This window comes from Haemophilus paracuniculus (genome assembly GCF_002015115.1).
Classification (GTDB): Bacteria; Pseudomonadota; Gammaproteobacteria; order Enterobacterales; family Pasteurellaceae; genus Haemophilus_E; species Haemophilus_E paracuniculus.
This window is the reverse complement of record NZ_MUYA01000003.1, coordinates 115,342-141,562: the sequence shown is the minus strand read 5'-3', so window position 1 is coordinate 141,562 and position 26,221 is coordinate 115,342. Positions and strand designations below refer to the sequence as shown.

Annotated in this window: 22 protein-coding genes and 1 tRNA gene; 10 read left to right on the top strand and 13 right to left on the bottom strand. The window is 46.4% G+C overall.

The annotated features are described in order from the left end of the window. Positions 1 to 79: 79 nt before the first annotated feature. Genes purB through B0187_RS02300 form a run of 3 tightly spaced genes read right to left on the bottom strand, consistent with a single transcriptional unit; the run spans position 80 to position 2,329 of the window. Complete coding sequence (purB, locus tag B0187_RS02310; RefSeq protein WP_078236253.1) at positions 80 to 1,447, bottom strand: adenylosuccinate lyase; 1,368 nt, start codon at positions 1,445 to 1,447, stop codon at positions 80 to 82. After that, the gene (gene hflD, locus B0187_RS02305; protein WP_078236252.1) at positions 1,438 to 2,091 is read right to left on the bottom strand and encodes a high frequency lysogenization protein HflD; all 654 of its coding nucleotides are present in this window, start codon (positions 2,089 to 2,091) and stop codon (positions 1,438 to 1,440) included. The genes purB and hflD overlap by 10 nt, the downstream gene beginning before the upstream one ends. After that, entirely contained in the window at positions 2,078 to 2,329 is a 252-nt protein-coding gene (locus tag B0187_RS02300; protein WP_158078215.1) for a hypothetical protein, read from the bottom strand. Before B0187_RS02300 ends, hflD begins: the two co-directional genes overlap by 14 nt. Positions 2,330 to 2,470: 141 nt before the next feature. On the opposite strand from B0187_RS02300, the gene B0187_RS02295 reads away from it, so the two are divergent. Next, positions 2,471 to 2,556: transfer RNA gene (locus B0187_RS02295), tRNA-Leu, on the top strand. A 144-nt stretch (positions 2,557 to 2,700) separates the two neighbouring features. Here the strand turns inward: B0187_RS02295 and B0187_RS02290 are convergent. Further along, complete coding sequence (locus B0187_RS02290) at positions 2,701 to 4,230, bottom strand: catalase (RefSeq protein WP_211272697.1); 1,530 nt, start codon at positions 4,228 to 4,230, stop codon at positions 2,701 to 2,703. A gap of 243 nt (positions 4,231 to 4,473) precedes the next feature. On the opposite strand from B0187_RS02290, the gene upp reads away from it, so the two are divergent. Then, positions 4,474 to 5,100, top strand: a complete 627-nt coding sequence (gene upp / locus B0187_RS02285; RefSeq protein WP_078236250.1) for a uracil phosphoribosyltransferase — start codon at positions 4,474 to 4,476, stop codon at positions 5,098 to 5,100. A gap of 194 nt (positions 5,101 to 5,294) precedes the next feature. Here upp and B0187_RS02280 read toward each other — a convergent pair whose 3' ends face one another. Beyond that, positions 5,295 to 5,894 carry a DUF2057 family protein gene (locus B0187_RS02280; protein WP_078236249.1) on the bottom strand — a complete coding sequence of 200 codons (600 nt, stop codon included), beginning with the start codon at positions 5,892 to 5,894 and terminating at the stop codon, positions 5,295 to 5,297. Between the two features lie 145 nt (positions 5,895 to 6,039). On the opposite strand from B0187_RS02280, the gene corC reads away from it, so the two are divergent. Both corC and lnt read left to right on the top strand, forming a co-directional pair. Continuing rightward, positions 6,040 to 6,948, top strand: coding sequence for a CNNM family magnesium/cobalt transport protein CorC (gene corC / locus B0187_RS02275; protein ID WP_078236248.1), 909 nt, complete (start codon positions 6,040 to 6,042; stop codon positions 6,946 to 6,948). Between the two features lie 43 nt (positions 6,949 to 6,991). After that, on the top strand, positions 6,992 to 8,518 hold the full coding sequence (gene lnt, locus B0187_RS02270) for an apolipoprotein N-acyltransferase (protein WP_078236247.1): 1,527 nt from the start codon (positions 6,992 to 6,994) through the stop codon (positions 8,516 to 8,518). Positions 8,519 to 8,775: 257 nt separating this feature from the next. Here the strand turns inward: lnt and gltS are convergent, their stop codons facing one another. Further along, positions 8,776 to 9,990 (bottom strand): sodium/glutamate symporter, encoded by a 1,215-nt coding sequence (gene gltS / locus B0187_RS02265; RefSeq protein ID WP_078236246.1) that lies wholly within the window; start codon positions 9,988 to 9,990, stop codon positions 8,776 to 8,778. A gap of 217 nt (positions 9,991 to 10,207) precedes the next feature. Between gltS and cysS the strand changes: the two genes are divergently transcribed. Next, entirely contained in the window at positions 10,208 to 11,587 is a 1,380-nt protein-coding gene (gene cysS / locus B0187_RS02260; protein ID WP_078236245.1) for a cysteine--tRNA ligase, read from the top strand. A 55-nt stretch (positions 11,588 to 11,642) separates the two neighbouring features. Here the strand turns inward: cysS and recD are convergent, their stop codons facing one another. Further along, positions 11,643 to 13,598: an exodeoxyribonuclease V subunit alpha gene (gene recD, locus B0187_RS02255; RefSeq protein ID WP_078236244.1), complete on the bottom strand. Its 1,956-nt coding sequence runs from the start codon at positions 13,596 to 13,598 to the stop codon at positions 11,643 to 11,645. Positions 13,599 to 13,698: 100 nt separating this feature from the next. Between recD and alr the strand changes: the two genes are divergently transcribed. Further along, positions 13,699 to 14,820 (top strand): alanine racemase, encoded by a 1,122-nt coding sequence (alr, locus tag B0187_RS02250; protein ID WP_078236243.1) that lies wholly within the window; start codon positions 13,699 to 13,701, stop codon positions 14,818 to 14,820. Positions 14,821 to 15,146: 326 nt separating this feature from the next. Here the strand turns inward: alr and tdeA are convergent, their stop codons facing one another. From tdeA to gpt, 3 genes are all read right to left on the bottom strand, one after another. Next, positions 15,147 to 16,550 carry a toxin/drug exporter TdeA gene (tdeA, locus tag B0187_RS02245; protein ID WP_078236285.1) on the bottom strand — a complete coding sequence of 468 codons (1,404 nt, stop codon included), beginning with the start codon at positions 16,548 to 16,550 and terminating at the stop codon, positions 15,147 to 15,149. 96 nt (positions 16,551 to 16,646) lie between these two features. Then, positions 16,647 to 17,267 (bottom strand): guanylate kinase, encoded by a 621-nt coding sequence (gene gmk, locus B0187_RS02240; protein WP_078236242.1) that lies wholly within the window; start codon positions 17,265 to 17,267, stop codon positions 16,647 to 16,649. A 1-nt stretch (position 17,268) separates the two neighbouring features. Further along, positions 17,269 to 17,742: a xanthine phosphoribosyltransferase gene (gene gpt, locus B0187_RS02235; RefSeq protein ID WP_078236241.1), complete on the bottom strand. Its 474-nt coding sequence runs from the start codon at positions 17,740 to 17,742 to the stop codon at positions 17,269 to 17,271. 171 nt (positions 17,743 to 17,913) lie between these two features. Here gpt and B0187_RS02230 point away from each other — a divergent pair, with 171 nt between their 5' ends. Further along, the gene (locus tag B0187_RS02230) at positions 17,914 to 19,356 is read left to right on the top strand and encodes an aminoacyl-histidine dipeptidase (protein ID WP_078236240.1); all 1,443 of its coding nucleotides are present in this window, start codon (positions 17,914 to 17,916) and stop codon (positions 19,354 to 19,356) included. Between the two features lie 33 nt (positions 19,357 to 19,389). On the opposite strand, the gene B0187_RS02225 is transcribed toward B0187_RS02230, so the two are convergent. Continuing rightward, complete coding sequence (locus tag B0187_RS02225) at positions 19,390 to 20,475, bottom strand: metallophosphoesterase (protein WP_078236284.1); 1,086 nt, start codon at positions 20,473 to 20,475, stop codon at positions 19,390 to 19,392. Positions 20,476 to 20,582: 107 nt separating this feature from the next. Between B0187_RS02225 and htpG the strand changes: the two genes are divergently transcribed. Then, positions 20,583 to 22,463 (top strand): molecular chaperone HtpG, encoded by a 1,881-nt coding sequence (htpG, locus tag B0187_RS02220; RefSeq protein ID WP_078236239.1) that lies wholly within the window; start codon positions 20,583 to 20,585, stop codon positions 22,461 to 22,463. Between the two features lie 39 nt (positions 22,464 to 22,502). Here the strand turns inward: htpG and B0187_RS02215 are convergent, their stop codons facing one another. Together B0187_RS02215 and B0187_RS02210 are read right to left on the bottom strand one after the other, a co-directional pair. Next, complete coding sequence (locus tag B0187_RS02215) at positions 22,503 to 23,549, bottom strand: AI-2E family transporter (protein ID WP_078236238.1); 1,047 nt, start codon at positions 23,547 to 23,549, stop codon at positions 22,503 to 22,505. A gap of 63 nt (positions 23,550 to 23,612) precedes the next feature. Continuing rightward, on the bottom strand, positions 23,613 to 23,984 hold the full coding sequence (locus B0187_RS02210) for a cytochrome b562 (protein WP_078236237.1): 372 nt from the start codon (positions 23,982 to 23,984) through the stop codon (positions 23,613 to 23,615). A gap of 189 nt (positions 23,985 to 24,173) precedes the next feature. On the opposite strand from B0187_RS02210, the gene B0187_RS02205 reads away from it, so the two are divergent. Both B0187_RS02205 and trhP read left to right on the top strand, forming a co-directional pair. After that, complete coding sequence (locus tag B0187_RS02205) at positions 24,174 to 24,398, top strand: hypothetical protein (protein ID WP_078236283.1); 225 nt, start codon at positions 24,174 to 24,176, stop codon at positions 24,396 to 24,398. Positions 24,399 to 24,679: 281 nt separating this feature from the next. Beyond that, positions 24,680 to 26,059, top strand: coding sequence for a prephenate-dependent tRNA uridine(34) hydroxylase TrhP (trhP, locus tag B0187_RS02200; RefSeq protein ID WP_078236236.1), 1,380 nt, complete (start codon positions 24,680 to 24,682; stop codon positions 26,057 to 26,059). Positions 26,060 to 26,221: the final 162 nt, after the last annotated feature.

Below are 26,221 nucleotides of genomic sequence, written 5' to 3'. Positions count from 1 at the left end.
ACGCAAAATGACGGGGGATATTTTTTCTTCGATGATTATTTTACGAAAATTTTCGAAAATCCCACCGCTTGTCCCACACTTACAACTTATCCACCAACTCCACCGCATAACCAATATAGCTCGCTGGGGTAAGCTGTTTGAGGCGGTCTTTTTCGTGAGCAGGAATTTCGAGGGTGTCGATAAAGGCTTTCATTCCCTCGCCGTCCACCCGTTTGCCTCGCGTGAGTTCTTTCAGTTTTTCGTATGGTTTTTCAATGCCGTAGCGTCTCATTACGGTTTGGATCGGTTCGGCTAACACTTCCCAGTTTTGATCCAATTCTTCACGCAAGTGGGCTTCGTTTACTTCTAATTTGCTGATCCCTTTGAGGGTTGAGGCGTAAGCGATTAACGCATAGCCCAAGCCCACGCCAAGATTCCGCAATACTGTTGAATCGGTTAAATCACGCTGCCAGCGAGAAATCGGCAGTTTCGCCCCTAAATGCCCGATAATTGCATTTGCCAAGCCGAGGTTGCCCTCTGAGTTTTCAAAATCAATCGGGTTCACTTTGTGTGGCATTGTGCTTGAACCGATTTCGCCAGCGACAGTGCGTTGTTTGAAATGGTTGAGGGCGATGTAGCCCCAGAGATCACGGTCGAAGTCGATCACAATCGTATTAAAACGTGCCACGCAATCAAAAAATTCGGCGATGTAATCGTGGGGTTCAATTTGGGTAGTGAACGGATTCCAATTCACGCCGAGTGAGGTTACAAATTCTTGGCTGAATGAGTGCCAATCAATCTCAGGGTAAGCGGATAGATGAGCGTTATAATTTCCCACCGCACCGTTAATTTTGCCAAGAATTTCAAGCTGTTGCAGTTGTTGAGATTGGCGTTTGAGGCGATACGCCACGTTCGCCATTTCTTTGCCGAGGGTGGTCGGGCTGGCTGGCTGACCGTGGGTGCGAGAGAGCAATGGCACGTTTTGGTAGGCTTTCGCCAAGGCTGCAATCGCATCAATCAAGGTCTGCCATTGTGGTAATAACACTTCCTCACGGGCGGTTTTGAGCATTAGGGCGTGGGAAAGGTTGTTGATGTCTTCCGAGGTGCAAGCGAAGTGAATAAATTCGCTGATTTTCGCCAATTCGGCAACGCTTTCGCATTTTTCTTTGAGGAAGTATTCCACCGCTTTCACATCGTGGTTGGTGGTGCGTTCAATGGTTTTGATTCGCTCGGCGTCCGCAAGGGAAAAATTCGCCACGATTTGATCTAAATAGGCGGTCGCCTCGGCGGAAAGCTGTGGCACTTCGCCGATTTGTGGGTGGCTGGCGAGTTTTTGTAACCAACGCACTTCCACTGTTACCCGAAATTTCAACAAGCCAAATTCACTAAAAATCGGGCGAAGGGCGGTGGCTTTGTCTTGATAGCGTCCGTCAATCGGCGAAAGAGCCGTGAGAGCGGTTAATTCCATTGAGATTCTCCAAAGATAGATTGATAGAAAGATTTTGTGGTGTTAAAAATTTTACGGCGTGAAAGCAATAACTGCCAGCGTGTGCCACCCACTTGGTGCCACAAGATCCCCGCCCGAATGCCCGCCAATAACGCGGCACGAATGCGTGCCTGAATATCGGGGCGAGCGAGTAGATCTTGCTTGCCGAACACTTGAATTCGGTTGCCGAGGGGGCTGATGATGTCGCTGTAAATGCTGGCGAAATTGCTGATAATTTGTTCGTTGAGGATCTGATTGTCGTAGAGGGGAAGTTGGCGTTCAATTTGGGTGAGACGTTGGGCGAGTTCGGTTTTCGCTTGGGGATTTTGGTCGAGCAAACGGCTTAATGCGAGTAAGCTGATCCAATAACGCCCGACTTCGGTGTCGAGTTTGCCGTCTTTGCCGCCGCCAAATTGGGCGAGTGCTGTTTCCAGCCCCGTCTTCAAATGGGCGAGCTGATCGCCATACACATTGAGGGTATTTTCAGGTTGCGTTACCAATAAACTTTTGAGGGATTGCTCGAACACGGCACTGTCCGCCGAGCCTTTTTGGGCAAAATGTTGCACCAAAGTCGCCGCTTGGCACACCCCTGCGAGGGCGATGGTAATTTCTTTATAATCCGCCATAGTCTCTCTTTTGGTTCAAAGTCAAAAACGGATGAAATATAGCATTTTTTGCCAAATTATAGAATGGTTTATTTTGAGCAAAATCGCCCCGATGAATTTTTATACCACCCACAAAAATTGGTGCTTCTTTCATCAATGCGATTTTGGCAAAATAAAAATCAATAAAATCAAGGGGATAAATCCCTTTTTCAAAAGTTTTATACAGAGTTATCCACAGAGATTGTGAATAACCTTGCAAGCAAAACGCAGAAAAATTCAACAATCAAATTTTTTTGTGAATTTTATCCTTGCTCTTAGCGTTTGAACTCGCTAGAATACACCCGTTTTCCACAGCACGGAACACAAACCAAATTACATTTCAAAAATTACTTGCCCTCGTGCCTGGGTGGCGAAATTGGTAGACGCAGCGGATTCAAAATCCGCCGGTGAATAACCGTGTCGGTTCGAGTCCGACCCTAGGCACCAAATCATTCCATTAGATTTTTTCCCTAAACTCACCGCTTGTAATAAGCGTTTTTTTGTATTTCCGATAAAATCATTTTCCTTTCATCTAAAATAAAAAAAGCCCCTACATCCATATAGGGGCTTAATTTATTTACGCTAAGGGAATTAGAAATTCGGTTTTAATAAACCGGGTTGTCCCATTGCTGGATCAGTTGCGTAGGCTGCCATTGCGTCAGCGACGGTCATTCCTAATGCTTTTGCCACGCCTTCGCCGTAAGCAGGGTCGCAGAAGTAGCAGTTACGGATATGGCGATATTTGATGAAATCTAACGCATCGCCCATTCCTGCCGCAGTGTTGTTGAACAACGCTTGTTTTTCCGCATCGCTCATTAAGTTGAACAAGGCACGCGGTTGGCTGAAATAGTCTGCATCATCTTGGCGGTAATCCCAATGGGCGGCATCGCCGTTGATTTTGAGTGGTGGCTCAGCGAATTGAGCTTGCTCTTGCCATTGACCGAAGCTGTTTGGCTCATAGTGTAAGGTTGAGCCGTAGTTGCCGTCCACACGACCTTGACCATCACGGGCATTGCTGTGAACTGGGCAACGAGGTGCATTCACAGGGATTTGGTGGTGGTTCACGCCTAAACGATAGCGTTGTGCATCGGCGTAGTTGAACAAGCGAGCTTGTAACATACGGTCTGGCGAAACGCTGATCCCTGGCACTAAGTTGCTTGGGGCGAACGCAGATTGTTCCACATCGGCAAAGAAGTTTTCTGGGTTGCGGTTTAATTCCATTACGCCCACTTCAATCAATGGGTAATCTTTTTTCGACCACACTTTGGTTAAGTCGAACGGGTGGAAATTCACTTTTTCTGCGTCTTCTTCTGGCATTACTTGGATGAAAAGTGTCCATTTCGGGAAGTCGCCTTTTTCGATTGATTCATATAAATCACGTTGGTGTGATTCACGGTCGTTAGCAATGATCGCCGCCGCTTCTTCATTTGTGAGGTTTTTGATCCCTTGTTGAGTGCGGAAATGGAATTTTACCCAGAAACGCTCGTTGTTCGCATTGATCATACTATAAGTGTGCGAGCCGAAACCGTGCATATGGCGGTAGCTGGCTGGGATACCACGATCAGACATTACAATCGTTACTTGGTGGAATGCTTCTGGTAATAACGTCCAGAAATCCCAGTTGTTTGTTGCCGAACGCATATTGGTGCGAGGATCACGTTTTACCGCTTTATTCAAATCTGGGAATTTACGCGGATCACGCAAGAAGAATACCGGGGTGTTGTTACCCACTAAGTCCCAGTTACCTTGCTCGGTGTAGAATTTCACCGCGAAACCACGAATATCACGCTCGGCATCCGCTGCACCACGCTCGCCTGCTACGGTGGTAAAACGTGCGAATAATTCGGTTTCCTTACCGATTTGGCTAAAAATTGCCGCTTTGGTGTATTTGGTGATGTCGTGGGTAACGGTAAATTTACCGAACGCACCTGAACCTTTGGCGTGCATACGGCGTTCTGGAATCACTTCACGCACGAAGTTTGCCAATTTTTCATTAAGCCAAAGATCTTGGGCTAATAAAGGACCACGCGGACCTGCGGTTAAACTGTTTTGGTTATCAACCACAGGCGCACCGTTATTCATCGTTAAAGAAGTGTGATGAAATGGACATTTAGAAGACATAACAATTTCCTTTATGTTGGGTGGTAAAAAATCATAACGGCGGCATTATTATGGATTGGCGATCTGTTGTAAAACTATCAAATCAATCAAAAAAGACAATTAAAAATCAATTTTCAATCGTCATTTTTAATCAAAATGGCAAACCATTTTTTTCCGCTAATCGCCGAATCTTTGATTTAACGCTAGGTATTTTTTGCTATCTCGCTTAAAATTAGCCAATTTATTCACTCATAGGAGAAAGGTATGAAAATTGTTGAAGTAAAACACCCGCTTGTTAAACACAAACTCGGCTTAATGCGTGCCGCCGACATTAGCACCAAAGATTTCCGTGAACTTGCCACCGAAGTCGGAAGCCTTTTGACCTATGAGGCGACCAAAGATCTGGAAACGGAAATCGTTGAAATTGACGGCTGGTGCGGCAAAGTTGGCATTGACCGTATCAAAGGAAAAAAAGTAACCGTTGTGCCGATTTTGCGTGCAGGTTTAGGAATGATGGACGGTGTGCTAGAACACATTCCGAGTGCGAGAATCAGCGTGGTGGGGATCTACCGTGATGAAGAAACATTACAGCCCGTGCCATATTTCAAAAAACTTGCCAACGACATCAGCGAGCGTTTAGCGATTGTGGTCGATCCAATGTTAGCAACGGGTGGCTCAATGATCGCCACCCTTGATTTGTTAAAACAATCGGGTTGCGAGCAAATCAAAGTTCTTGTTCTCGTTGCAGCCCCAGAGGGGATCGAAGCCCTACAAAAAGCCCACCCAGATATCGAACTCTACACCGCCTCAATCGACAGCCATCTCAATGAACAAGGCTACATCGTGCCTGGCTTAGGCGATGCAGGGGATAAGATTTTCGGTACGAAGTAACCGCTTGTAGCCCTATCTAACGGCGGTACTTCCCCCGCAGGCGGGGGCAGATCAATTTGGGTCGCGAACATCGCGACCCTACGTAGGGACGCCACGCTGGCGTCCCATTCTTTTATAAATTTAAAAAAATCCCACCCCTTGTAACAAAAAATAAGCCCAATCATTCGATTGGGTTTATTTCTATAATGGGAAAATTACTGCTTTTTCGCCCACTCTAAGAAACGTTTTTGGGTGGCTTTGTCGGCTTTTTTGAATAGTAGCTGCAACTGCTCTTCCGTTACGTTACTAGTTTGCACCACAATGCGATCATTTTTTTCCCAAGTTGCGTTGGTAAAGGGAGGCACGGCAGCAATGGCTTTGCTGGCATTATATTTCGCCAAATTATCTTCAATACGGCTATTCGGGGCAAAACCCTCGCCTTTGAGGTAATCTTGCTTATGTTCAAGCACTTTGCCAGAAGCGGTTTTGATTTGGAAAGTCGGTTTGCTGCGATATTTTTCCGCCTCAAATTTGCTGTTGAAATCAGGCACGAAAATTAAAGTATCTTCGTTACTGCCGTTAAAGGTCAGCACAATCGGATCAGTCGAAAAATAACTGTTATCAATCAGTTGAGAAACGCTCACCACCACTTGATGCGGTTTGTTATCGTTGATTTGCAACGTGGCATTTTTCTTCACTTCTACCCCGTCAAACGCCAAAATATCGACACTTGACGAGGCTTTCAATCCCCCAGCCACACTGAAAGAGGTTGCTACCAATGCGGTTAAACCCATTGCGATTTTTGCTAATTTCATAAAATATCCCCTTGAAAGTGAGTAAATTGTCAAAAACGCTGTCTATGCTATGCCAATTTCAACAAAATAGGAATAAAAATTTATTATCAAACGGGCGAATTTATGCTAATTTTCCCGCCCAAAACCGATAAAACAAGAGAATACAATGGCAGACGAACAACAAAACCTAACAGAAAAAAAATCGCTGATGCAATCGTTATTTGGTGGTTTATTTCAATCTGAACCGAAAAACCGTGAAGATTTGGTGGAAGTGATCCGCGATTCCGCCGAAAACGAGCTGATCGACAGCGATACCAAAGAGATGATCGAGGGCGTGATCGAGATCGCCGAATTGCGAGTGCGAGATATTATGATCCCGCGTCCACAAATTATTTCGCTCAATATCGATCAGCCCCTTGAATCCTGCGTGGACACCATTATTGAATCCGCTCACTCACGCTTTCCCGTCCTGCTCAATGACGGCAAAGACAGCATTCAAGGCATTCTGCTCGCCAAAGATCTGCTCAAATATCTGCGTTCCGATTCTGAACCCTTTGAGATGAAAGCCATTCTTCGCCCTGCGGTGATTGTGCCAGAGAGCAAGCGGGTGGATCGAATGTTAAAAGAGTTCCGTTCCGAGCGTTTTCATATGGCGTTGGTGGTGGACGAATTTGGGGCAATTTCAGGCTTAGTAACCATTGAAGATATTTTGGAACAGATTGTCGGCGACATTGAGGACGAATTTGACGAGCAAGAAGTTGAGCCAATCCGCCAACTTTCTCGCCATACTTATGCGGTACTTGCCTTGACCGACATTGAAAAATTCAACGAGGTTTTTGCCACCGAATTTGACGATGAAGAAGTGGATACTATCGGTGGTTTAGTGATGCAAGCGTTCGGGCATTTACCGCAACGAGGGGAACAAATTGAGTTGCAAGGCATTGATTTTAAAGTAACTTCTGCCGACAGTCGCCGTTTAATCCAACTGCGAGCCACCGTTTCAGACGAGCAACTTGAACGAATGGAAAAACGCCAAGCTGAAAAAGCAGAGAAAGCCGAAAAAGAAAATGAATAATCAAATCCTCTCACTGCGGTGAGAGATTTTTTTGTGAGAAAAAATGAAACAGAGCAAAATTTTTCAAAATCTTACCCCTTGCATTGTGGGGTTAATCACGGGGGGATTGGGCGTTCTCGCTTACTCGCCCTTTGATCTTTGGGCATTTTCCTATCTTTCAGTGGCAGGGTTGATTTGGGTCGCTACTCGCCCCACCCGCAAAACGGCAATGTGGGGGACTTTTGCGTGGTCAATCGCCTATTTCTGTTTTGGGATTAGCTGGATTCACGTCAGTATGATTCAATTCGGCGATGTGCCGCTACTCGTCAGCTACCTCGCCGTTTTCGGCTTGGCGTGCTATTTATCCCTTTACAACTTGTTATTTACCTTTATTTCCCACCGCTTCGGCTTGAAAAATCCATTCGTGCTGGCAAGCCTGTTTACCTTTACTGAATACCTGCGTGGCTGGGTGTTTACCGGCTTTCCGTGGCTACAATTTGGATACAGCCAAATCGACAGCCCTTTCGCCAACATCGCCCCGATTTTTGGGGTGGAAGGCGTAACCTTTTTTGTGGTGGTTGCAAGCGGTTACTTATTGCGAATTTTTACCCAATCCGCCCAACACTCAACCCAGTGGCGAACCGCTCTGGCGACCTTTGTGATTGTGATCGCTACTGGTTTTGGCTCTCGCTTTGTTCAATTTATCGAATGGGATAAAAACGGCACGAACGCACCGCTTACGGTGAGCCTTGTGCAGGGCAATATCGAACAAAAAATGAAATGGGATCCTGCGTTTTTTAACAGCACGGTGCAAACCTATGTGGATCTGATTAAACCGCTGATCGGCAAAAGCGATCTGATTATTTTGCCCGAATCCGCCATTCCCGATGTGGAATCTCGTATCCAACCGCTGTTACAACAAATTCAACAAGCGGGGGCGAATCGTGGCAGTGAAGTGATTATCGGCACGCTACACCAAAGCTCGCAAGGATTGTTCAATAGTGCGGTGGTGCTAGGCAATCCGCAACAGCCCTATGTAATGGAAACCACCCCTCGCTACAACAAAGCCCACCTCGTACCATTCGGCGAATATGTGCCGTTCGGCAACCTGCTTGATTTCTTGCGGGAAGTGTTTGTGCTGCCCGTGAATCTCACGGCGGGGGAATTTATCCAAAAACCGCTGATCGCCAAACAGCAACGTTTCACAATGGCGATTTGCTACGAAATCATCTTCGGCGACCAAGTGCAACAAAACCAAAAAGCCTCAAATGCCGATTATCTGCTGACCATTTCTAACGATGCGTGGTTTGGCACTTCAATCGGGCCGTGGCAACATTTCCAAATGGCACGAATGCGTGCCTTAGAACTCGGCAAACCGCTGATTCGCTCAACCAATACAGGGGTAACAGCGGTGGTTGATCCATTCGGCAAAGTGCTGGCTCAAATCCCACAATTTGAAGCCACCGTGCTAAACACTCAAATCAACCAAGCCAAAGGGCAAACCCTATTCAGCCAAACGGGCAACCTACTGATTTACGGACTGAGCTTGCTCATTTTCGCCCTCGGTTTAGCCAGAAAATCCAAAGGCTAATTTGCATTTTGCAAAAATCCGCTTAAAATAGCCCTGTTTTTTAACGACAAAAGAGGAACAAAAAATGGGTACTTTTGGTTATTCAATGTTAGCCGTGCTACTTTCACTCGGAATGATCGTAGCTTTCGCGATTAACATTTTCTAATTAAACATCGATCAAAAAGGGACACAAATGTGTCCCTTGTTTTTTTAGATTAAAAAAACATTAAAAAGCGAGCCAAATGCTCGCTTTTTTTATCTTTTATGTTTTACTTCAATTAACGCAAGAAATTCACAATGGAAGTAATCACACCGAAGTTGATGAAGTCGATGAAGAATGCACCAACAAGCGGTACGATTAAGAACGCTTTGTGTGAAGGGCCGAAGGTTTCAGTTACCGATTGCATATTTGCTACGGCGGTTGGGGTTGCACCCATACCGAAACCACAGTGTCCTGCGGTAAGCACGGCAGCATCATAGTTGCTTCCCATAACGCGGAAAGTAACGAAATAGCCATAAAGCACCATTGCGATAGTTTGTACGATTAAGATAATCAACATTGAACCTGCCAAACCTGAGAGTTCCCAAAGTTTAATGCTCATTAACGCAATCGCTAAGAACAGGCTTAGTGAGGCGTTGCCGAATACATCAATCGCACGGTCGAACATATCGAATTTAAACACGAGGGTTAAAACGTTACGCAATACCACGCCGAAACCTAACGCCCACACGAATTGTGGTAAACCACTATTTGGGAAAAGATCTTTCATCACCGAAGAAAACGCTAAACACGCCGCGAATAATGCCATTGTTTCAATGGTTGAGGTGGCGGTAATAAAGCGAACGTTGCCTTTATCTTCAAAGGTGTCGCCACTGTATTTTTCTTCCACATCTTTCTTCGCAACGTGTTTTTTCGGGGTCAATTTCATATTATTGACTAAACGGCGAGCCACTGGACCACCGATTAAACCACCTGCAACCAAACCAAACGTTGCCGCCGCCATTGCCATTTCTACTGCACCGGCTACGCCATATTTTTCGGTAAAAATTTTACCCCAAGCTGCACCTGTGCCGTGTCCGCCCGTGAGGGTTATTGAGCCAGTAATCAAGCCAAGTAATGGATCTAAGCCCAATACAGTCGCCAAGCTCACGCCGATCACGTTTTGCACGATAATCATACCGCTTACCACCACAAGGAAAATCACGAGTGGTAAACCGCCTTGTTTTAAGCGAGAGAAGTCGGCGGAAAGCCCGATGGATGAGAAGAATGCCAACATAAAGGCACTTTGTAGGGAAGATTCAAATTTGAACGTGATGCCACCAAATTTGTATAAGCAGAAGATAATCGCTGCGGCAAATAAACCACCGGCAACGGCTTCTGGGATATTAAAATCTTGTAAAAATTTAATTTTGCTTACAAAAAAACGCCCGAGTAGTAACACGAGTGTTGCTGCAATAAGCGTATGGTAGCCATTAAGTACGATGGGTTCCATTCGTTCTCCTAAATTGTTACTGTTGTGTAAAAAATTGACGGAATTTGAATATAGAGCAACAGCCGCCATTTGTCAAACGCTCAAAATAAATAGAACTAATTTTTTTCATAAAAAAAATTTATTCAAAACAAATTTTGCAAAAATTTTTCACGATCCCACCGCTTTCTTCGCTATACTTCCACTATTTTAGCGTTAAGCAATATATTTAGAGGTCAAAATGCTCAAAATTTATAACACCCTCAAACGAGAAAAAGAAGAATTTAAACCGATTAACCCCGATCAAGTGGGAATGTATGTATGTGGCGTAACCGTTTACGATTTATGCCATTTTGGACACGGTCGCACCTTTGTCTCTTTTGATGTGATCGCACGCTATTTGCGTTATCTTGGCTACAATTTGCGTTATGTGCGTAACATTACCGATGTGGACGACAAAATCATCAAACGTGCCTTAGAAAATAACGAAACTTGCGATCAACTGGTGGATCGAATGATCGCCGAAATGCACAAGGATTTTGACGATCTCAACATTCTTCGCCCTGATGTCGAACCCCGTGCCACCCAGCACATTCCTGAAATCATCAAAATGGTGGAAAGCCTGCTCGCCAAAGGCCACGCCTACGTTGCCGAAGATGGCGATGTGATGTTTAAGGTGGAAAGTTTCGCCAAATATGGGGCGTTATCTCGCCAAAATCTCGAACAGCTACAAGCGGGGGCAAGGGTTGAAATTAAAAGCGTCAAACAAAATCCAATGGATTTCGTGCTTTGGAAGATGTCGAAAGCGAACGAACCGAGCTGGGATTCACCGTGGGGCAAAGGCCGCCCTGGGTGGCACATCGAATGTTCCGCAATGAACAGCAAAGAATTGGGCGAACATTTTGATATTCACGGCGGTGGCTCGGATTTGATGTTCCCCCACCACGAAAATGAAATCGCTCAATCTTGCTGTGCCAACGGTGGTGATTATGTCAATTATTGGTTACACACGGGAATGTTGACGATTGATAAAGAGAAAATGTCGAAATCCCTCGGCAATTTCTTCTCGATCCGCCATATGTTAGGGCTTTACGATGCGGAAAGTTTGCGTTACTTCTTCCTCACCGCCCATTACCGTAGCTTGCTCGATTACAGCATTGAGAACCTTGATCTGGCTCGCTCGGCACTCGAACGCCTCTACACCGCCCTACGTGGCTGCGACCTCTCAGGCGAAGCCATTGGTGGCGAACACTATGTGGACGCATTCAAAACCGCAATGAATGACGATTTTAACACCCCTGCCGCTCTTGCGGTATTATTTGAAATTGCCCGGGAAATCAACAAATTAAAAGCGGAAAACCCAAGCCAAGCCAACGGTTTAGCCGTGCGTTTGAAAGAGTTAGCAGGCGTCCTCGGCTTGCTCTATCAACAGCCCGAAGCCTTCTTACAAGGCGAAGCGGACAGCGATGAAGTCGCCGAAATCGAAGCGTTAATCAAACAACGCAACGAAGCCCGAGCTAACAAAGACTGGGCAACCGCCGACCAAGCCCGCAACAAACTCACCGAAATGGGCATCGTCCTCGAAGACGGTGCAAACGGCACGACTTGGCGGAAGGCCTAACGATTGCAAGCGGTAGGATTTATCAAATTTTGAGAAATCCCACCGCTTGCAATGATTATTCCCTAACCCCCAACTGCTCTCTTAACCCACTCTGGCGTTCAATTTCCGTTCTCACGCCCTGTTTCCAGATTTTTTCGTTGCCAAATAGGGTAAATTGGTTTTTGGCACGGGTGATCGCAGTGTAGATCAGTTCTTTGGTTAGAATCGGGTTGGCTTTGAGGGGTAAAATGAGCAAGGTGTGGTCAAATTCCGAGCCTTGCGATTTATGCACCGTCATCACATACGCCACTTCATATTCTGGCAGGCGGTTGAGAGAAATTGAGCGGAAGGTGGTTTCCCCTTGATTGAAATAAACACGGCTTTCGCCTTGTTCATCGGGCAGGATAATACCAATATCGCCGCTGAAAATATCCAGTTGCGGGCTGTTTTCGGTAATCAAAATCGGTTTGCCGAAATAGTTTTCACGGGGTTGCTGAAAGAAGATCAACCCCTCTTTTTTCAAGGTTTCGGCGATGGTTTGGTTTAATCGCTCTACCCCTAATTCCCCCACTCGCAATGCCGAGAGCAAACGCACCTGTTGAAACGCCTCAAAAATCGCTTTGACGTCCACTTTTTCGGGGGATTTTACCCGTTTTTTAACCAAATCAAGGTAGCGGCGATAAAGCTCAACCGCCTTATCCACCACCATTGCCACACAATGCTGTTGCCATTTTCGTTCATCGGCAAATTGAGTTTGTTCAGGGTAAGCAATAAGGGCGAGATCCGCCAAAGATTCATTTAAAATTTGCCACGATCCGACCGCTTGTTGAGCATTCACCGCTCGGGCAAGCTTGCCGATGCCCGAATGTTCGCCAAAACGGCGGCTGTAAACCAAGTGGCAGAGGGAATCGCAAATCGGCAGCACATTCGCCTGTTTCGGCTCAATTGCCTCGCCCGTTACGGCTCGCAAATAGTCGCAATGGGCGGGGCTGTATCCTTGGGCAAGGAATGATCCCAAATCCCCCATCATTGAGCCAACTTCCACCGAAGCGAGCTGATCTTTGTCGCCCAACAGCACCAATTTGGTGGTGGGTTTGAGGGCATTCATCAATTTTTCCATTAGGGTGAGGTCGATCATCGAGGCTTCGTCCACCACCAACAGATCAATATGCAACGGATTTTTTTGATGATATTTCGGCAGATCCTGCAACGGACGAATCCCCAACAAGCGGTGAATGGTTGAGGCTTCGGTGATCATTTGATCTTTGAGGGATTGCGGTAAATCCAGCCCTTGCACGCTCGATGAAATCGACTCTTTCAAACGAGAAGCCGCCTTGCCCGTCGGGGCGGCGAGGGCGATTTTGAGCAGGGGCAAATCTTGTTTGAGGAGTTTCAGTTGCAACGCGGCTAACAAACGTGCCACTGTGTAGGTTTTGCCCGTGCCAGGCCCGCCTGAAATCAGGCAGAAATTTTTGGTTAAGGCGGTGGCAACGGCGATTTTTTGCCAGTCGATTTGGGGATTTTTGTGCGGAAAAAGTTGAGCCAAAATGGCTCGATCTTGCTCAATATCGCTGGAAATTGGCGAGGATCTGACCGCTTGTTGCAGATAATTCGCCACCCGATTTTCCGCTTTCCAGTAGCGATAAAAATAGAGCAAACCATTTTGGAATAGCATTGGGGCGATCTGGCTCGGATCTTGACTGAACGCAATATGATTTTGCAATGCAGACTGCCATTCAAGGGGTGAGATTTTGCCGATTTTTTGCCAAATCTCGCTGAGAAAATCCCGCTCTTGGCTGGCTTTTTTGCCTTTCAAATCAAAGAGGTTCATTTCCGCCGCCCCGTGCAAACGCACCGCCGTGTTGCCTTTCATCACATTGAACGACACCAACGCACTCAGTAACACCGCCAAATTTCGTGGCGTTTCGGCATAATCGTAAGGTTGCTGTTTTTTATCAATCATTTTGGCGAATTGATAATCCAATTCTGAAATTAATTTTTCCGTTTTAAGTTCGTGAAGTAATTCAAGCATTGCAACACCTTTTGCAAATCGACAATGGGCGAAATTATCCCTTTTTCATTTCCGCCATTCAAGCGTATAATTCGCCTATTTTTTGAAACAGATAACCGAAATGAAACCAGCAACAGCAATCATCAACAGCAACGCACTTCGCCATAACATTCAACTGATTAAATCTTTCGCCCCCCAATGTAACGTGTTGGCAATGGTTAAAGCCAACGCCTACGGGCAGGGCTTATTGCCTGCGGCGAAAACGATTGAAGATTTGGTCGATGGCTTCGGCGTGGCTCGTCTCAAAGAGGGGTTGGAAATTCAAGAAAGTGGCTACGCTGGGCGGATTGTGCTGGTCGAGGGCTTTTTCGACCGTGGCGAATTGCTCAAAACCCTCTCTCGCCGTTTTGATACGGTGGTGCATTGCATTGAGCAGTTGGAATTGTTAGAAACGGTCGCCCGAGAGCAAGAGGCGGAACAGCAAAAAAGTTTTTGGAAACGCAAAACGCGTATCTATTTCCCCGTCAATGTGTGGCTAAAAATCGACACGGGAATGCACCGCTTGGGGATTCACCCCGAGCAAGTTGAGCTGTTTTATCAACGTTTGAAAGCCTGTTCGCTGGTGAAAAGCGTCAATTTCGTGAGCCATTTCAGCCGTGCGGACGAACTCGATTGTGGCTACACCGAAAAACAGATCGCCACCTTTGAGCAAGCCACCGCCCCTTACCACGAATTACGCAGTTTAGCCGCTTCAAGCGGTATTTTGTATTGGAAACAAGCTCACTACGACTGGATTCGCCCTGGCATTATTATGCACGGCATTTCCCCCCACAGCACCCCGATCACCGATTTGGGCTTCAAACCCGTGATGACCCTCGCCTCTTCGCTGATCGCAGTGAGAGAACATAAAGCGGGCGAACCCGTGGGCTACGGCGGTGCGTGGGTTAGCCCCCATGACACCAAGCTCGGCGTGGTGGCAATCGGCTACGGCGACGGCTACCCCCGCAACGCCCCTGCTGGCACGCCCGTGTTTATTAATGGTCGCAAAGTGCCGATTGTCGGGCGAGTGTCAATGGATATGATGACCGTCGATCTCGGTGCAGACAGCCAAGACAAAGTGGGCGATGAAGTGATCCTCTGGGGCGAAGAACTGCTGATCGAAGAAGTCGCCACTGCGATTGGGGCGATTAGTTATGAGTTGATTACTAAACTCACCCCGAGGGTGATTTTTGAGTATCGGTAGGGATTTTTACAAAATCTAACCGCTTGTTTGAGATTGTTACTTTCTTTGCTCGTGCAAAGAAAGTAACCAAAGAAACACGCCCCCGAGCATTTTGCTGATGTTTCGCTTGTTTCTAATTTCTGCGGTCAATTTGTAAACTCGCCAGCAAGCTGGCTCAAACAATACAAATTGACCTTGAAATTCACGAAACCGCTCAACGCAAAATGACGGGGGAATTTTATTCGTGCAAGAATTTGAAATATAAGGAATTGCAAGATCTTCCCGCTGACAAGGGGAGCAGGCAACAAGCGGTGCGATCCTACGAAATTACCCCCCCTTGCCCTCAATTAACGGCGATATTTCCCTGCCATTGCTTGATACACGGCATTTTCGTTCGACAAAATGGTGTATTTGGCGTTGATGATCGCGAGTTCAGAATTGCGTTCGGTGTTGATTGCATTTAGCCACTCACGGAACTCGGCAACGCCTTGTTGGTAGCGGTTTTTGTAGTAATTGCTGATGCGTTTATCGTAATCATATTTTTTCTGCAAGTTGGCGAGGTTGCGTTTAGATTGTTGATAAGCGTAGTAGTAATTGTCGATTTCGTTTAACGCACTGGTAATCACTTGCTCGTAGTTGAGGCGAGTGGCAAGGTAGTCGTTTTCCGACAATTTCACGTTATTTTGCACACGATTCCAATCTAAGAACGGTAAATTCACCGAAATTAAACCGTTGCCGACTGGGTTATCCAGCGTGTCGTGCACTTTTCTGGCACTGCTTGATAAGCCCGCCCCGAGGGTGATAGTTGGATACCAGCTTTTTTCCATTGCGGTCAGGCTTTTGAAGCCACTTTGCAGGCGTTGCAATGCGGCAACCACATCTGGGCGATTCGCAATCGCGGAAACTGGCACGTTTACATCAACGCCCTGCAATTTCACGCTAAGAATACTCGGATAACGCAAACCAAGCGGGTCGTTTGGCTTTAAATTCAACAGGTTACGTAGGGTTCTTTCCGCATTTTTTTGGTTGGTACGCAAATTCACGAGGTTATTGCGTTCAGCGATAATCGCTTGTTGGGATTGATCCACCGCCAAGCGGTCAATCGCCCCTGCGTTGAGTTTGTTCACGAGAATTCGATTGATTTGCTCGTAATTTTTGATGCTTTGCTCGGTAATGCGGATCGCATCACGATAGTAGGCAAGTTGGTAGTAGGTGGTAACCACGGAATTGATGATCGACAATCGGGTCGCTTTCAAATCTTCCATTGTCGCTTTGTGTTCCCACTCGGCGGCACTTGCTGAATCCGCAAGGCGTTTCCATAAATCAAGGGTGTAGCTTAAATTGAAAGCTGCTTGGTTGGCTATGTTGGATACGCCCGTGGAAACGAGGTTTGAGGTTGAGCCTAAGCCTTTTGAAATGGAACTTGAACCTGAACCGCTAAATGTTGGCACAAGGTTTGCCCCCACGAGGTTAGCGTTGTAGAGGGCTTTGTTTACCGCAATCGCACTTTTGGCGAGGTTGATATTGTTCGCCATTGCAGTATCGATCAAACGGTTGAGCTGGCTATCACGGTAGCCTTGCCACCATTGCTCGTTAATACGGTATTGTTTGGTGATTTCATCGTATTGTTGGTAGGTTTCTTGGGCTTGTTCGATTGAGCCGTCTTGGCTCATTTTCGGTTCAAGGGTGGTGGTACAGGCTGACAGCACCAAACTGAACGAAATTGAAAGGGCTAATTTAGTTAATTTCATTTCGCTTTCCTGTTGGAATGGGGTGGATAAATAAAAAGAAAGCATATTCTACTCAAATATGCTTTCCCTTGCTAGTTCAAAATGAACGATCATTCATTAGGCTAAAAGTTGTGCGATTAAGTCTTGATGCCGCACGCTTTGTGAGCTTTGTTTCAACCGCTCGGCGATTAAAATACTCTTTAATTCGCCCAATGCGGTTTGGAAATCATCATTGACGATCACATAATCAAACTCGTTGTAGTGGCTCATTTCTGACACCGCTTCCGCCATTCGTTTGGCGATAGTTTCGGCGGAATCTTGCCCACGCCCGATCAGACGCTTTTCCAATTCCGCTTTGGACGGTGGCAAAATAAAAATGGTTTTCACATTTGCCACTTTTTCGCGAATTTGTCTCGCCCCTTGCCAGTCAATATCGAGGAACACATCGATTCCCGCCGCAAGGCTTTTTTCGATCATCGGTAATGAAGTGCCGTAATAATTGCCGAACACTTCCGCCCATTCCAAAAAATGCCCTTGTTCAATCAATGACTTAAATTCATCGTGATTGGTGAAGTAATAATGCACGCCCTCTTGCTCGGCTGGACGTGGCGAACGAGTAGTGTGCGAAATCGAGAGTTGCACTTCGGAACGGGGCAAATCCGCCAACAACGCATTGATCAGCGAAGATTTACCCGCCCCACTCGGGGCGGAAATGATGTAAAGATTACCTAAACTCATCTTATTTACGCGCGAGAGGTGGCACAAACACGATTCCCAAATCCCACGGCTGTTCGATCCACGTTTCTTGTGGAATATCGATCACATAATCATCCACCAACGGCGCACCTTGCGGTTTGGCGAAAACCGTTACGAATTTCGCTTTTGGATACATTCTGCGAATTTCTTTCGCGGTGTTGCCCGTATCGACCAAATCGTCCACCACGATAAAGCCCTCGCCGTCCCCAGCTGCTGCGTGCAACACTTTTAATTCGCCTTGGCTATCGTGATCGTAGCTGGCGATACAGACGGTTTCCACGTGGCGAATGTTCAATTCACGTGCCAACACCGCCGCTGGGAACAAACCGCCACGGCTCACGGCGATAATGCCTTTCCATTGTGTCGCTGGCAATAAGCGTTCCGCCAATTTGCGTGCGTGCATATGGAACATATCCCAGGTTACGATATATTTTTCGTTGGTATATTTTTCACTCATTTGAGATCCCTCAGGTCAAAGTTGCTAGATAAAAAAATTGCCGAATGATAACCCAAAAACCGCTTTCGTGCTATCATTTCGCCCATTCTTTACCTTGCAAGCGGTCAGATTTTGCAAAATTTTACATAAAACCACCGCTTGTTTCCCCCAATCAACGAACGGAGATCAACGATGTCTGAGATTTCAAGCCTTTCCCCAAGCCTGTTATGGCAATGGTTCGACAAAATTTGTGCGATTCCGCACCCCTCTTATCACGAAGAAAAATTGGCACAATTCATCATCGACTGGGCGAAAGCCAAGGCGTTTTTTGTTGAGCGAGATGAAGTCGGCAACATTTTGATCCGCAAACCTGCCACCGCAGGAATGGAAAACGCCACCCCGATTGCGTTGCAAGCCCATTTGGATATGGTTCCCCAAGCCAACGCCGACACCCCGCACAATTTTGAGCAAGACCCAATCCAGCCCTACATTGATGGCGAGTGGGTCAAAGCCAAAGGCACAACGCTGGGGGCGGATAACGGCATCGGGCTGGCTTCGTGCTTGGCGGTGTTGGATAGCGACAACCTCACCCACCCACCGTTGGAAGTGTTGCTGACAATGGACGAAGAAGTGGGAATGAGCGGTGCGATTGGCTTGCGAGCCAACTGGTTGCAATCGAAAATAATGATCAACACCGACACCGAAGACAACGGCGAAATCTACATCGGCTGTGCAGGGGGCGAAAATGTCAGCCTTGAATTGCCGATTGAGCGAGAATCTAACGCCCTTGCCAACGCCCTCAAAATTACCCTCAAAGGCTTGCAGGGCGGACATTCTGGCTGCGACATTCACACCAATAGAGCCAATGCGATCAAGGTGCTAGCTCGCCTGCTCGCCGATTTGCCTGCCTCGTTCCAACTTGCTGAGTTCAAAGGCGGATCGGTGCGTAATGCGATCCCAAGAGAAGCGGTGGCGATTTTAGCGGTATCCGCAGAAAATCAGCCAAATCTCACCGCTTGTATTGCGCAACTGGGCGAACAAATCAAGCAAGAATTACAATTCGCCGAGCCGAATTTCACCCTGTTAATCGAACCAACGGACAAGCCAAATCAAGTGCTTACCGCCCAATCCACCCAACAGGCGATTGCCCTATTCAACGCCTTACCAAACGGCGTGATCCGCCAAAGTGATGTGGTGAAAAATGTGGTGGAAACCTCGTTAAGCATCGGCATTTTAGCGATTGAAAACGACCGCTTGATCGGCACGATCCTCTCTCGCTCGCTGATCGAGGGGGGCAAAGCGGACGTGCGAGCCAAATTGCGATCCCTCGCCCAACTCGCTGGGGCGACAGTCGAATTTTCGGGCGACTACCCAGGTTGGCAACCCGAACCAACCTCAAACATCACCGCCCTCACCAAGCAAATTTACGACCAAATTTTAGGCTACGAGGCAAAAATCAAAGTAATCCACGCCGGGCTAGAATGTGGCTTAATCAAAAAAGCCTACCCAGAAATGGATCTCGTCTCAATCGGCCCGACAATCCGCAACGCCCATTCCCCAGACGAAAAAGTGCATATCCCCGCGGTGGAAATTTATTGGAAATTATTGACGCAGGTTTTGGCGGAAATCCACTAAAATAAAATGGCAAGCGGTAAGACACTTAAAAAGTTACTGCTTGCCCGTTACTTCAACCACCACTACTTCTGACTGCGAGCCTAAGCGGAACGGTACTCCCCAGAAGCCGAAGCCTGAGGTTACGATGTAGTTTCCATTGCCGACTTTTTGGCTGCCGTAATCCATAAAATGCACCAGTTTGGTGATGAAATTGGCAGGGAAAATTTGCCCTTTGTGGGTATGCCCCATTGCAGCTAAATCAATCGGCAGTTGGCTGTTTTGCTCAATTTGTGAGGGACGATGCTCGACTAAAAAAATCGGTTTGGTTTGGTCTAAATTTGCCAATAACTGACCGCTTGTTTGTCTATTTTTAACCAGTTCATCTTTTCGTCCAATAATATAAAATTGATCGTTGATATTAACCGTTTCATCTTCTAATACGGTTAAACCTGCTTTTTCTAATTCTTGGCGGATTTTTTCAGGCTCGACAAAATAATCGTGATTTCCCAAAGCAACATAAACCCCGAGAGGTGCTTTTAATTTTGATAAATTTGGTTGTAAATTATCTGCCAAATAACCTTGGGTGGTGTCGTCCATAATATCGCCCGCCAATAAAATCAGATCGACTTGCTGCTGATTAAATAAATTAACCAATTTATCAATCTGCTGTTTGCCGACTAATTTACCTAAATGTAGATCGCTGGCAATGCCGATTTTTAAAGGTTTGGTAAGGGGTTTATCAATTTGTACCGAATAAGAAACTACCCTCGGCGTATAAGCATTATAAATGGCAAGCCCAATAAATCCGCTAAAAATAAAGGGATAGGCGATTTTTAATAGGCGATTTAAGGTGGAATGATGTCGCCCTATTTTTAAAAGACAAGCGGTAAGAAAACTGCTAAAAAAGACAAACAGTAAAATTGATAACATTCTTCCGATAAATTTAAAGTCAAAGGGGCTAATTCTTAGCAGACTTAAAATGACGAATATATTACCTGTTATAAAGGTAAAGAGAGAGATTTTTTTATAACTACTTGGTGTTAAATTAAATAGCCACGCAATAGTTTTGTTTAAGCACCATAGAAAAAGTTGCAAGACTAAAATTTGCCCTGCAAAAATAAAATAATAACGAAGTTCCATAATTGCACCGATAAAATAAAAAATCGCATTGTAGCAACTTTTGCCCTTGAAATCCTTAAAAAATCCCCCATTTTGGGTGTGTTTTTTGCAAATAATAAGGAACAACAATGACTCAAAACCAAGAAACTCGTGGCTTTCAGTCGGAAGTCAAACAACTGTTACAGTTGATGATCCATTCCCTTTATTCCAACAAAGAAATTTTCCTGCGTGAGCTGATTTCCAACGCCTCAGACGCTGCCGACAAACTTCGCTTTAAGGCTCTTTCCAACCCTGAACTTTACGAGGGGGACGGCGAGTTGCGGGTGCGTGTCAGCGTGGACGAAACCCTTGGCACAATTACGATCAGCGATAACGGTATCGGAATGAACCGTGAGCAGATCATCGATCATTTAGGCACGATTGCTAAATCGGGTACGAAGGAATTTTTGAACGCCCTCGGGGCGGATCAAGCCAAAGATAGCCAGTTGATCGGGCAATTCGGGGTAGGCTTTTATTCGGCGTTTATCGTGGCGGATAAAGTGGTGGTAAAAAGCCGTGCCGCTGGCGAGAGCCAAGGGGTGCAGTGGGAATCCGCTGGCGAGGGCGATTACACCGTTGCCGACATCGAAAAAACGGGGCGTGGCACAGACGTGATTTTGCACCTGCGTGAAGATGAAAAAGCCTTTTTGAGCGAGTGGCGTTTGCGTGAAATTATCGGCAAATACTCGGATCATATTGCGTTACCGGTGGAAATTTTAACCAAAGAATATGATGACGAGGGCAAAGAAAGCGGTACGAAATGGGAAAAAATCAACAAAGCCCAAGCCCTTTGGACGCGTGCTAAAAATGAAATTTCCGAGCAAGAATATCAAGAATTTTACAAACATTTGAGCCACGATTTTGCCGATCCGCTGATTTGGTCGCACAACAAAGTGGAAGGCAAACAGGAATACACCAGCTTGCTTTATGTGCCGAGCAAAGCCCCGTGGGATCTGTTCCAACGTGAGCAAAAACACGGCTTGAAGCTCTATGTGCAACGTGTGTTTATTATGGACGATGCGGAAGTCTTTATGCCGAACTACCTGCGTTTTATGCGTGGTTTGCTCGACACCAACGACTTGCCGCTCAACGTTTCCCGTGAGATTTTGCAGGAAAATCGCGTAACCGCTTCGTTGCGTTCAGCACTCACTAAACGTGCGTTGCAAATGTTGGAAAAACTCGCCAAAGACGACAGCGAAAAATATCAAACGTTTTGGCGTAAATTTGGCTTAGTGCTGAAAGAGGGCGTGGGCGAAGATTTTGCCAACAAAAATCAGGTGGCGGGCTTGTTACGTTTTGCTTCAACCCAGAGCGAAAGCAGCGAACAAGCGGTTAGTTTCGCCGATTATATTGCGAGAATGAAAGAGGGGCAAAAAGCGATTTACTACCTCACCGCCGACAGCTACCAAGCGGCGAAAAACAGCCCACATCTTGAAATTTTCGCCAAGAAAGGGATCGAAGTGTTGTTACTTTCCGATCGCATTGATGAATGGTTAGTCGGACACCTCACTGAATTTGACGGCAAACCGCTACAAAGTATTACCAAATCTGATTTGGATTTAGGCGACCTCGCCGACAAACCTGCGGAAGAAACGGAAAAAGCCCAGCAAGCGGAATTTGGCTCATTCCTCGAACGAGCGAACGGCTACTTCGGCGAGCGGGTTAAAAAAGTGGTGCTAACCCACCGCTTGACCGACACCCCTGCGATTGTGTCCACCGACAGCGATGAAATGACTACCCAAATGGCGAAACTCTTCGCTGCAATGGGACAATCCGCCCCAGAGGTGAAATACACCTTTGAACTCAACCCTGATCACCCAATGATCAAACGGGTTGCCGACATCACGGACGAAGCGGAATTTAACGAATGGCTTGAATTGCTGTTTGAACAATCCCTACTCGCCGAACGCGGCTCACTCGAAAACCCAACGGCGTTTATCAAGCGAATGAATAAATTGCTGAACGGTTAATCCCAACTAAAATGCCACGCAAATTGCGTGGCATTTTTCTTAATGTTTAATTTCCACCGCATCGCTCAACAACGCCGCATAACGGCGGGTGCTGTGGCTAGATTCAAGGGCGATTTTGATCGCCATTGTGAGTGGCACGGAAAGCAACATTCCCACCGTGCCGAGCAACCAGCCCCAAAATAAGAGGGAAAGAAACACCACGAGGGTGGAAAGCCCCAATTTTTTGCCCATCATTCTAGGTTCTAACACGTTGCCAATCACCATATTGATGGCGATCACCCCCACCGTAACCGCAAGCCCGATCGAAAAACCATTGAGCAACAAGGCTTGCACGATGATCGGCACGGCGGCGATGATCGAACCGATATTCGGAATGTAGTTGAGTAAAAAGCTCAAAGTTGCCCACAATACCGCATACTGCACATCAAAAACAGTGAGCAAGCCCCATACCAAAACCGCCGTGAGTAGGCTCATCAAGGTTTTGACACCGAGGTAGCCGATCACGCCTTCCAGCACTCGCTCAATGTAAAATTCTTCGTTGGAAAGATCATCATCGGGGCTGAGGGCAAGGGCGAGTTTGTATTTCGCCACGGGGGATTCCAACAACATAAACACCACCACCAACAGCAAAATAAACACGTTCGACACCACGCCCGAAAAGCTAGATAGCACACGGCTGACGAAATTCATCAGCACGCTCGGATCAAAATTCGCCAGCACCGTTTCACGAGAAATGTTAAACGGCAAATTCCAACGCTCGATCAAGGCTTGCAGCGTGCTGATTCGCTCGGCGAGTAGCACTTTATATTGCGGAATTGAGGCGGTGAACTCTTGAATGGTGCTACCAATCAAGCCCGCCAAAAAGGTAAATACCAGCACGATCAGCACAAATAGCACCCCAATCGCAACACCTAGCGGTATTTTCCGTTTGGTCATTTGCTTAATCAGCGGCGAGCAGATAATCGCAATAAACAGCGAGAGCAAAAACGGCACGATAATTGCCGCCGCCGCTTTGACCCCTGCGAGGATCACCACTACCGCAGCGGTGGCGACTAAAATGCGAGTTAATGAAGTAGATTCGGTCATTTTCTTCCTTAAAAAACAAGCGGTGAGATTCTCAAAAATTTCACGAAATCTCACCGCTTGCGTTTATTTATATTCTTTATGATATTGCTTACGCAGATCGTTAAGTTTCTCGGTTAAGGCTTTGGCTTCATCGAGCTTGCCCTGCTCAGCAAGGCTATCCGCCTGTTTCACCACATCAATCACTTCCTGCATTCCTTTTTGATAGCCTACAAAACGACTTTGATCGCCGTCTAAGCTGGCAGGCATTGTGGCTTGGGCTTTTTCCGACACTTCAATAAAATTTTTCGCCGAAGCACGGAACGCCTCAACGGATTCCGCTTGGGTTAATTCATTGAGCTGACGTTTCATTTGGAACATTTCCATCATTACGCCATTTGCCACCGCTACCGCTGAAACGGCAAGTAATCCCACGGAAAAAAGATGTTTTAATTTCATAAAAAATTCCTTAATTGGATAGAGAAAAACAAGGGGTAAGATTTTGGCAAATTTTACCGCTCATAAAATAAAACGGCTAATTATCCCACAAATTTGTCGATCGTGATCGAAAAATTAAACATTGCCCCTTGCTCAAAAAACAAAAACGCCTATATTTTCCTCAAATGTTCAACCACAAAGGTCATCAAAATGCTGAATCTGTTTCGTTCCCCGATAGAAAAAGAAACCCTCGAAGATTGGGGCAAATTGTGCCTTGATGTCGCAAAGGTTGCTATTTTAGCCATACCTGTTATGATTTATAGCAAAGATCCGATTGCACAAAAATTATTTAACATTAGCCTATTGACGTTATGTGCTTATGGTTGTTTAATTGTGAGCCGAGTTATTCGGCTAACCACCAAAAAGGGGGATTAAAATGGAACTCACGATTGGATTGATTATTCTAAATATCATTATTTGGACTTTTGGCTATATGGTCAGCAAAGTGGAAGTTGCCCCAGATTCCAAAAAATCGGAACAAAAATAAAGGATTATCTTAAAACCGTGCTTGGCACGGTTTTTTATTGGCAAAATTTCAAGAAATCCTACCGCTTGCGGATCAAATCCTTGCCAAAAATCGCTAATTGCTTGAAAATACCGCCCTTTTACGCTTTCCCGTGCGGAAAGTCCTGACTTGTTATCAGAAAGAGAACTATATGCTACAAAATAAACCAGAACTTTTATCGCCAGCTGGCTCGTTGAAAAATATGCGATACGCTTTCGCCTATGGGGCGGACGCAGTTTATGCGGGTCAGCCTCGTTATAGTTTGCGTGTTCGCAACAACGAATTTAACCACGCCAACCTCAAAATCGGGATTGACGAAGCCCACGCCCTCGGTAAGAAATTCTATGTGGTGGTCAATATCGCCCCGCACAATTCCAAGCTCAAAACCTTTATCAAAGATCTCGAACCTGTGGTGGCGATGAAGCCCGATGCGTTGATTATGTCTGACCCAGGGTTGATTATGTTGGTGCGTGAGCATTTCCCTGAAATGGATATTCATCTTTCAGTGCAGGCGAATGCGGTGAACTGGGCGACCGTGAAGTTTTGGAAACAAATGGGCTTGACCCGAGTGATCCTTTCCCGTGAATTGTCGATTGAGGAAATCGCCGAAATCCGCGAGCAAGTGCCCGAAATGGAAATCGAGATTTTCGTGCACGGGGCGTTGTGTATGGCGTATTCGGGGCGTTGTTTGCTGTCGGGCTATATCAATAAGCGAGATCCAAACCAAGGCACTTGCACTAATGCTTGCCGTTGGGAATATCAGGTGCAAGAGGGCAAAACGGACGAAGTCGGTAATATCGTCTCGAAAGTCGATCCGAGCCAACAGATTGAGATCAAAAATGTCGCCCCAACCCTTGGCGAGGGCAGCACCACTGAAAAAGTGTTCTTGCTGACCGAATCGCAAAAACCAGACGACCAAATGACCGCTTTCGAGGACGAACACGGCACTTACATTATGAACTCGAAAGATTTGCGTGCGGTGCAACACGTTGAGCGGTTGGCTCAAATTGGGGTACATTCGCTCAAAATCGAGGGGCGTACCAAATCCTTCTACTATTGTGCGAGAACGGCACAGGTTTACCGCAAGGCGATTGACGATGCCGCTGCGGGCAAGCCGTTTGACGAAAGCCTAATGGACACCCTCGAAAGCCTTGCCCACCGTGGCTACACCGAAGGTTTCCTACGTCGCCACACCCACGATGAATATCAAAATTACGACTACGGCTATTCGATTTCGGAACGCCAACAGTTTGTCGGCGAATTTACAGGCAAACGCAACGAGCAAGGAATGGCGGAAGTCGCCGTGAAAAATAAATTCCTACTCGGCGATGAAGTGGAAATGATGACCCCGAAAGGGAATATCGTGTTCAAAATCGAAAAAATGCTCAACCGCAAAAATGAAGCGGTGGAAGCCGCATTGGGGGACGGGCATTTTGTGTTCCTTGATGTGCCAGCGGATGTGGAATTAGATTTCGCCTTGTTGATGCGAAATTTGGTGGATGCTAACACCCGTAATCCGCACAAAGCGTGATCTCGTTCACAAATTTGAACATTGGTTTGCATTTTTGTTACAAAAAAGTTGCAACCCAAGCCGAGGGGATTATAATCCCCCCATACTTTTCATAAGTATGACTCCATTAGTAAGTTTATTCGCCCCTCTTTTGAGGGGCTTTTTTTCGGCAAACATTTCCGT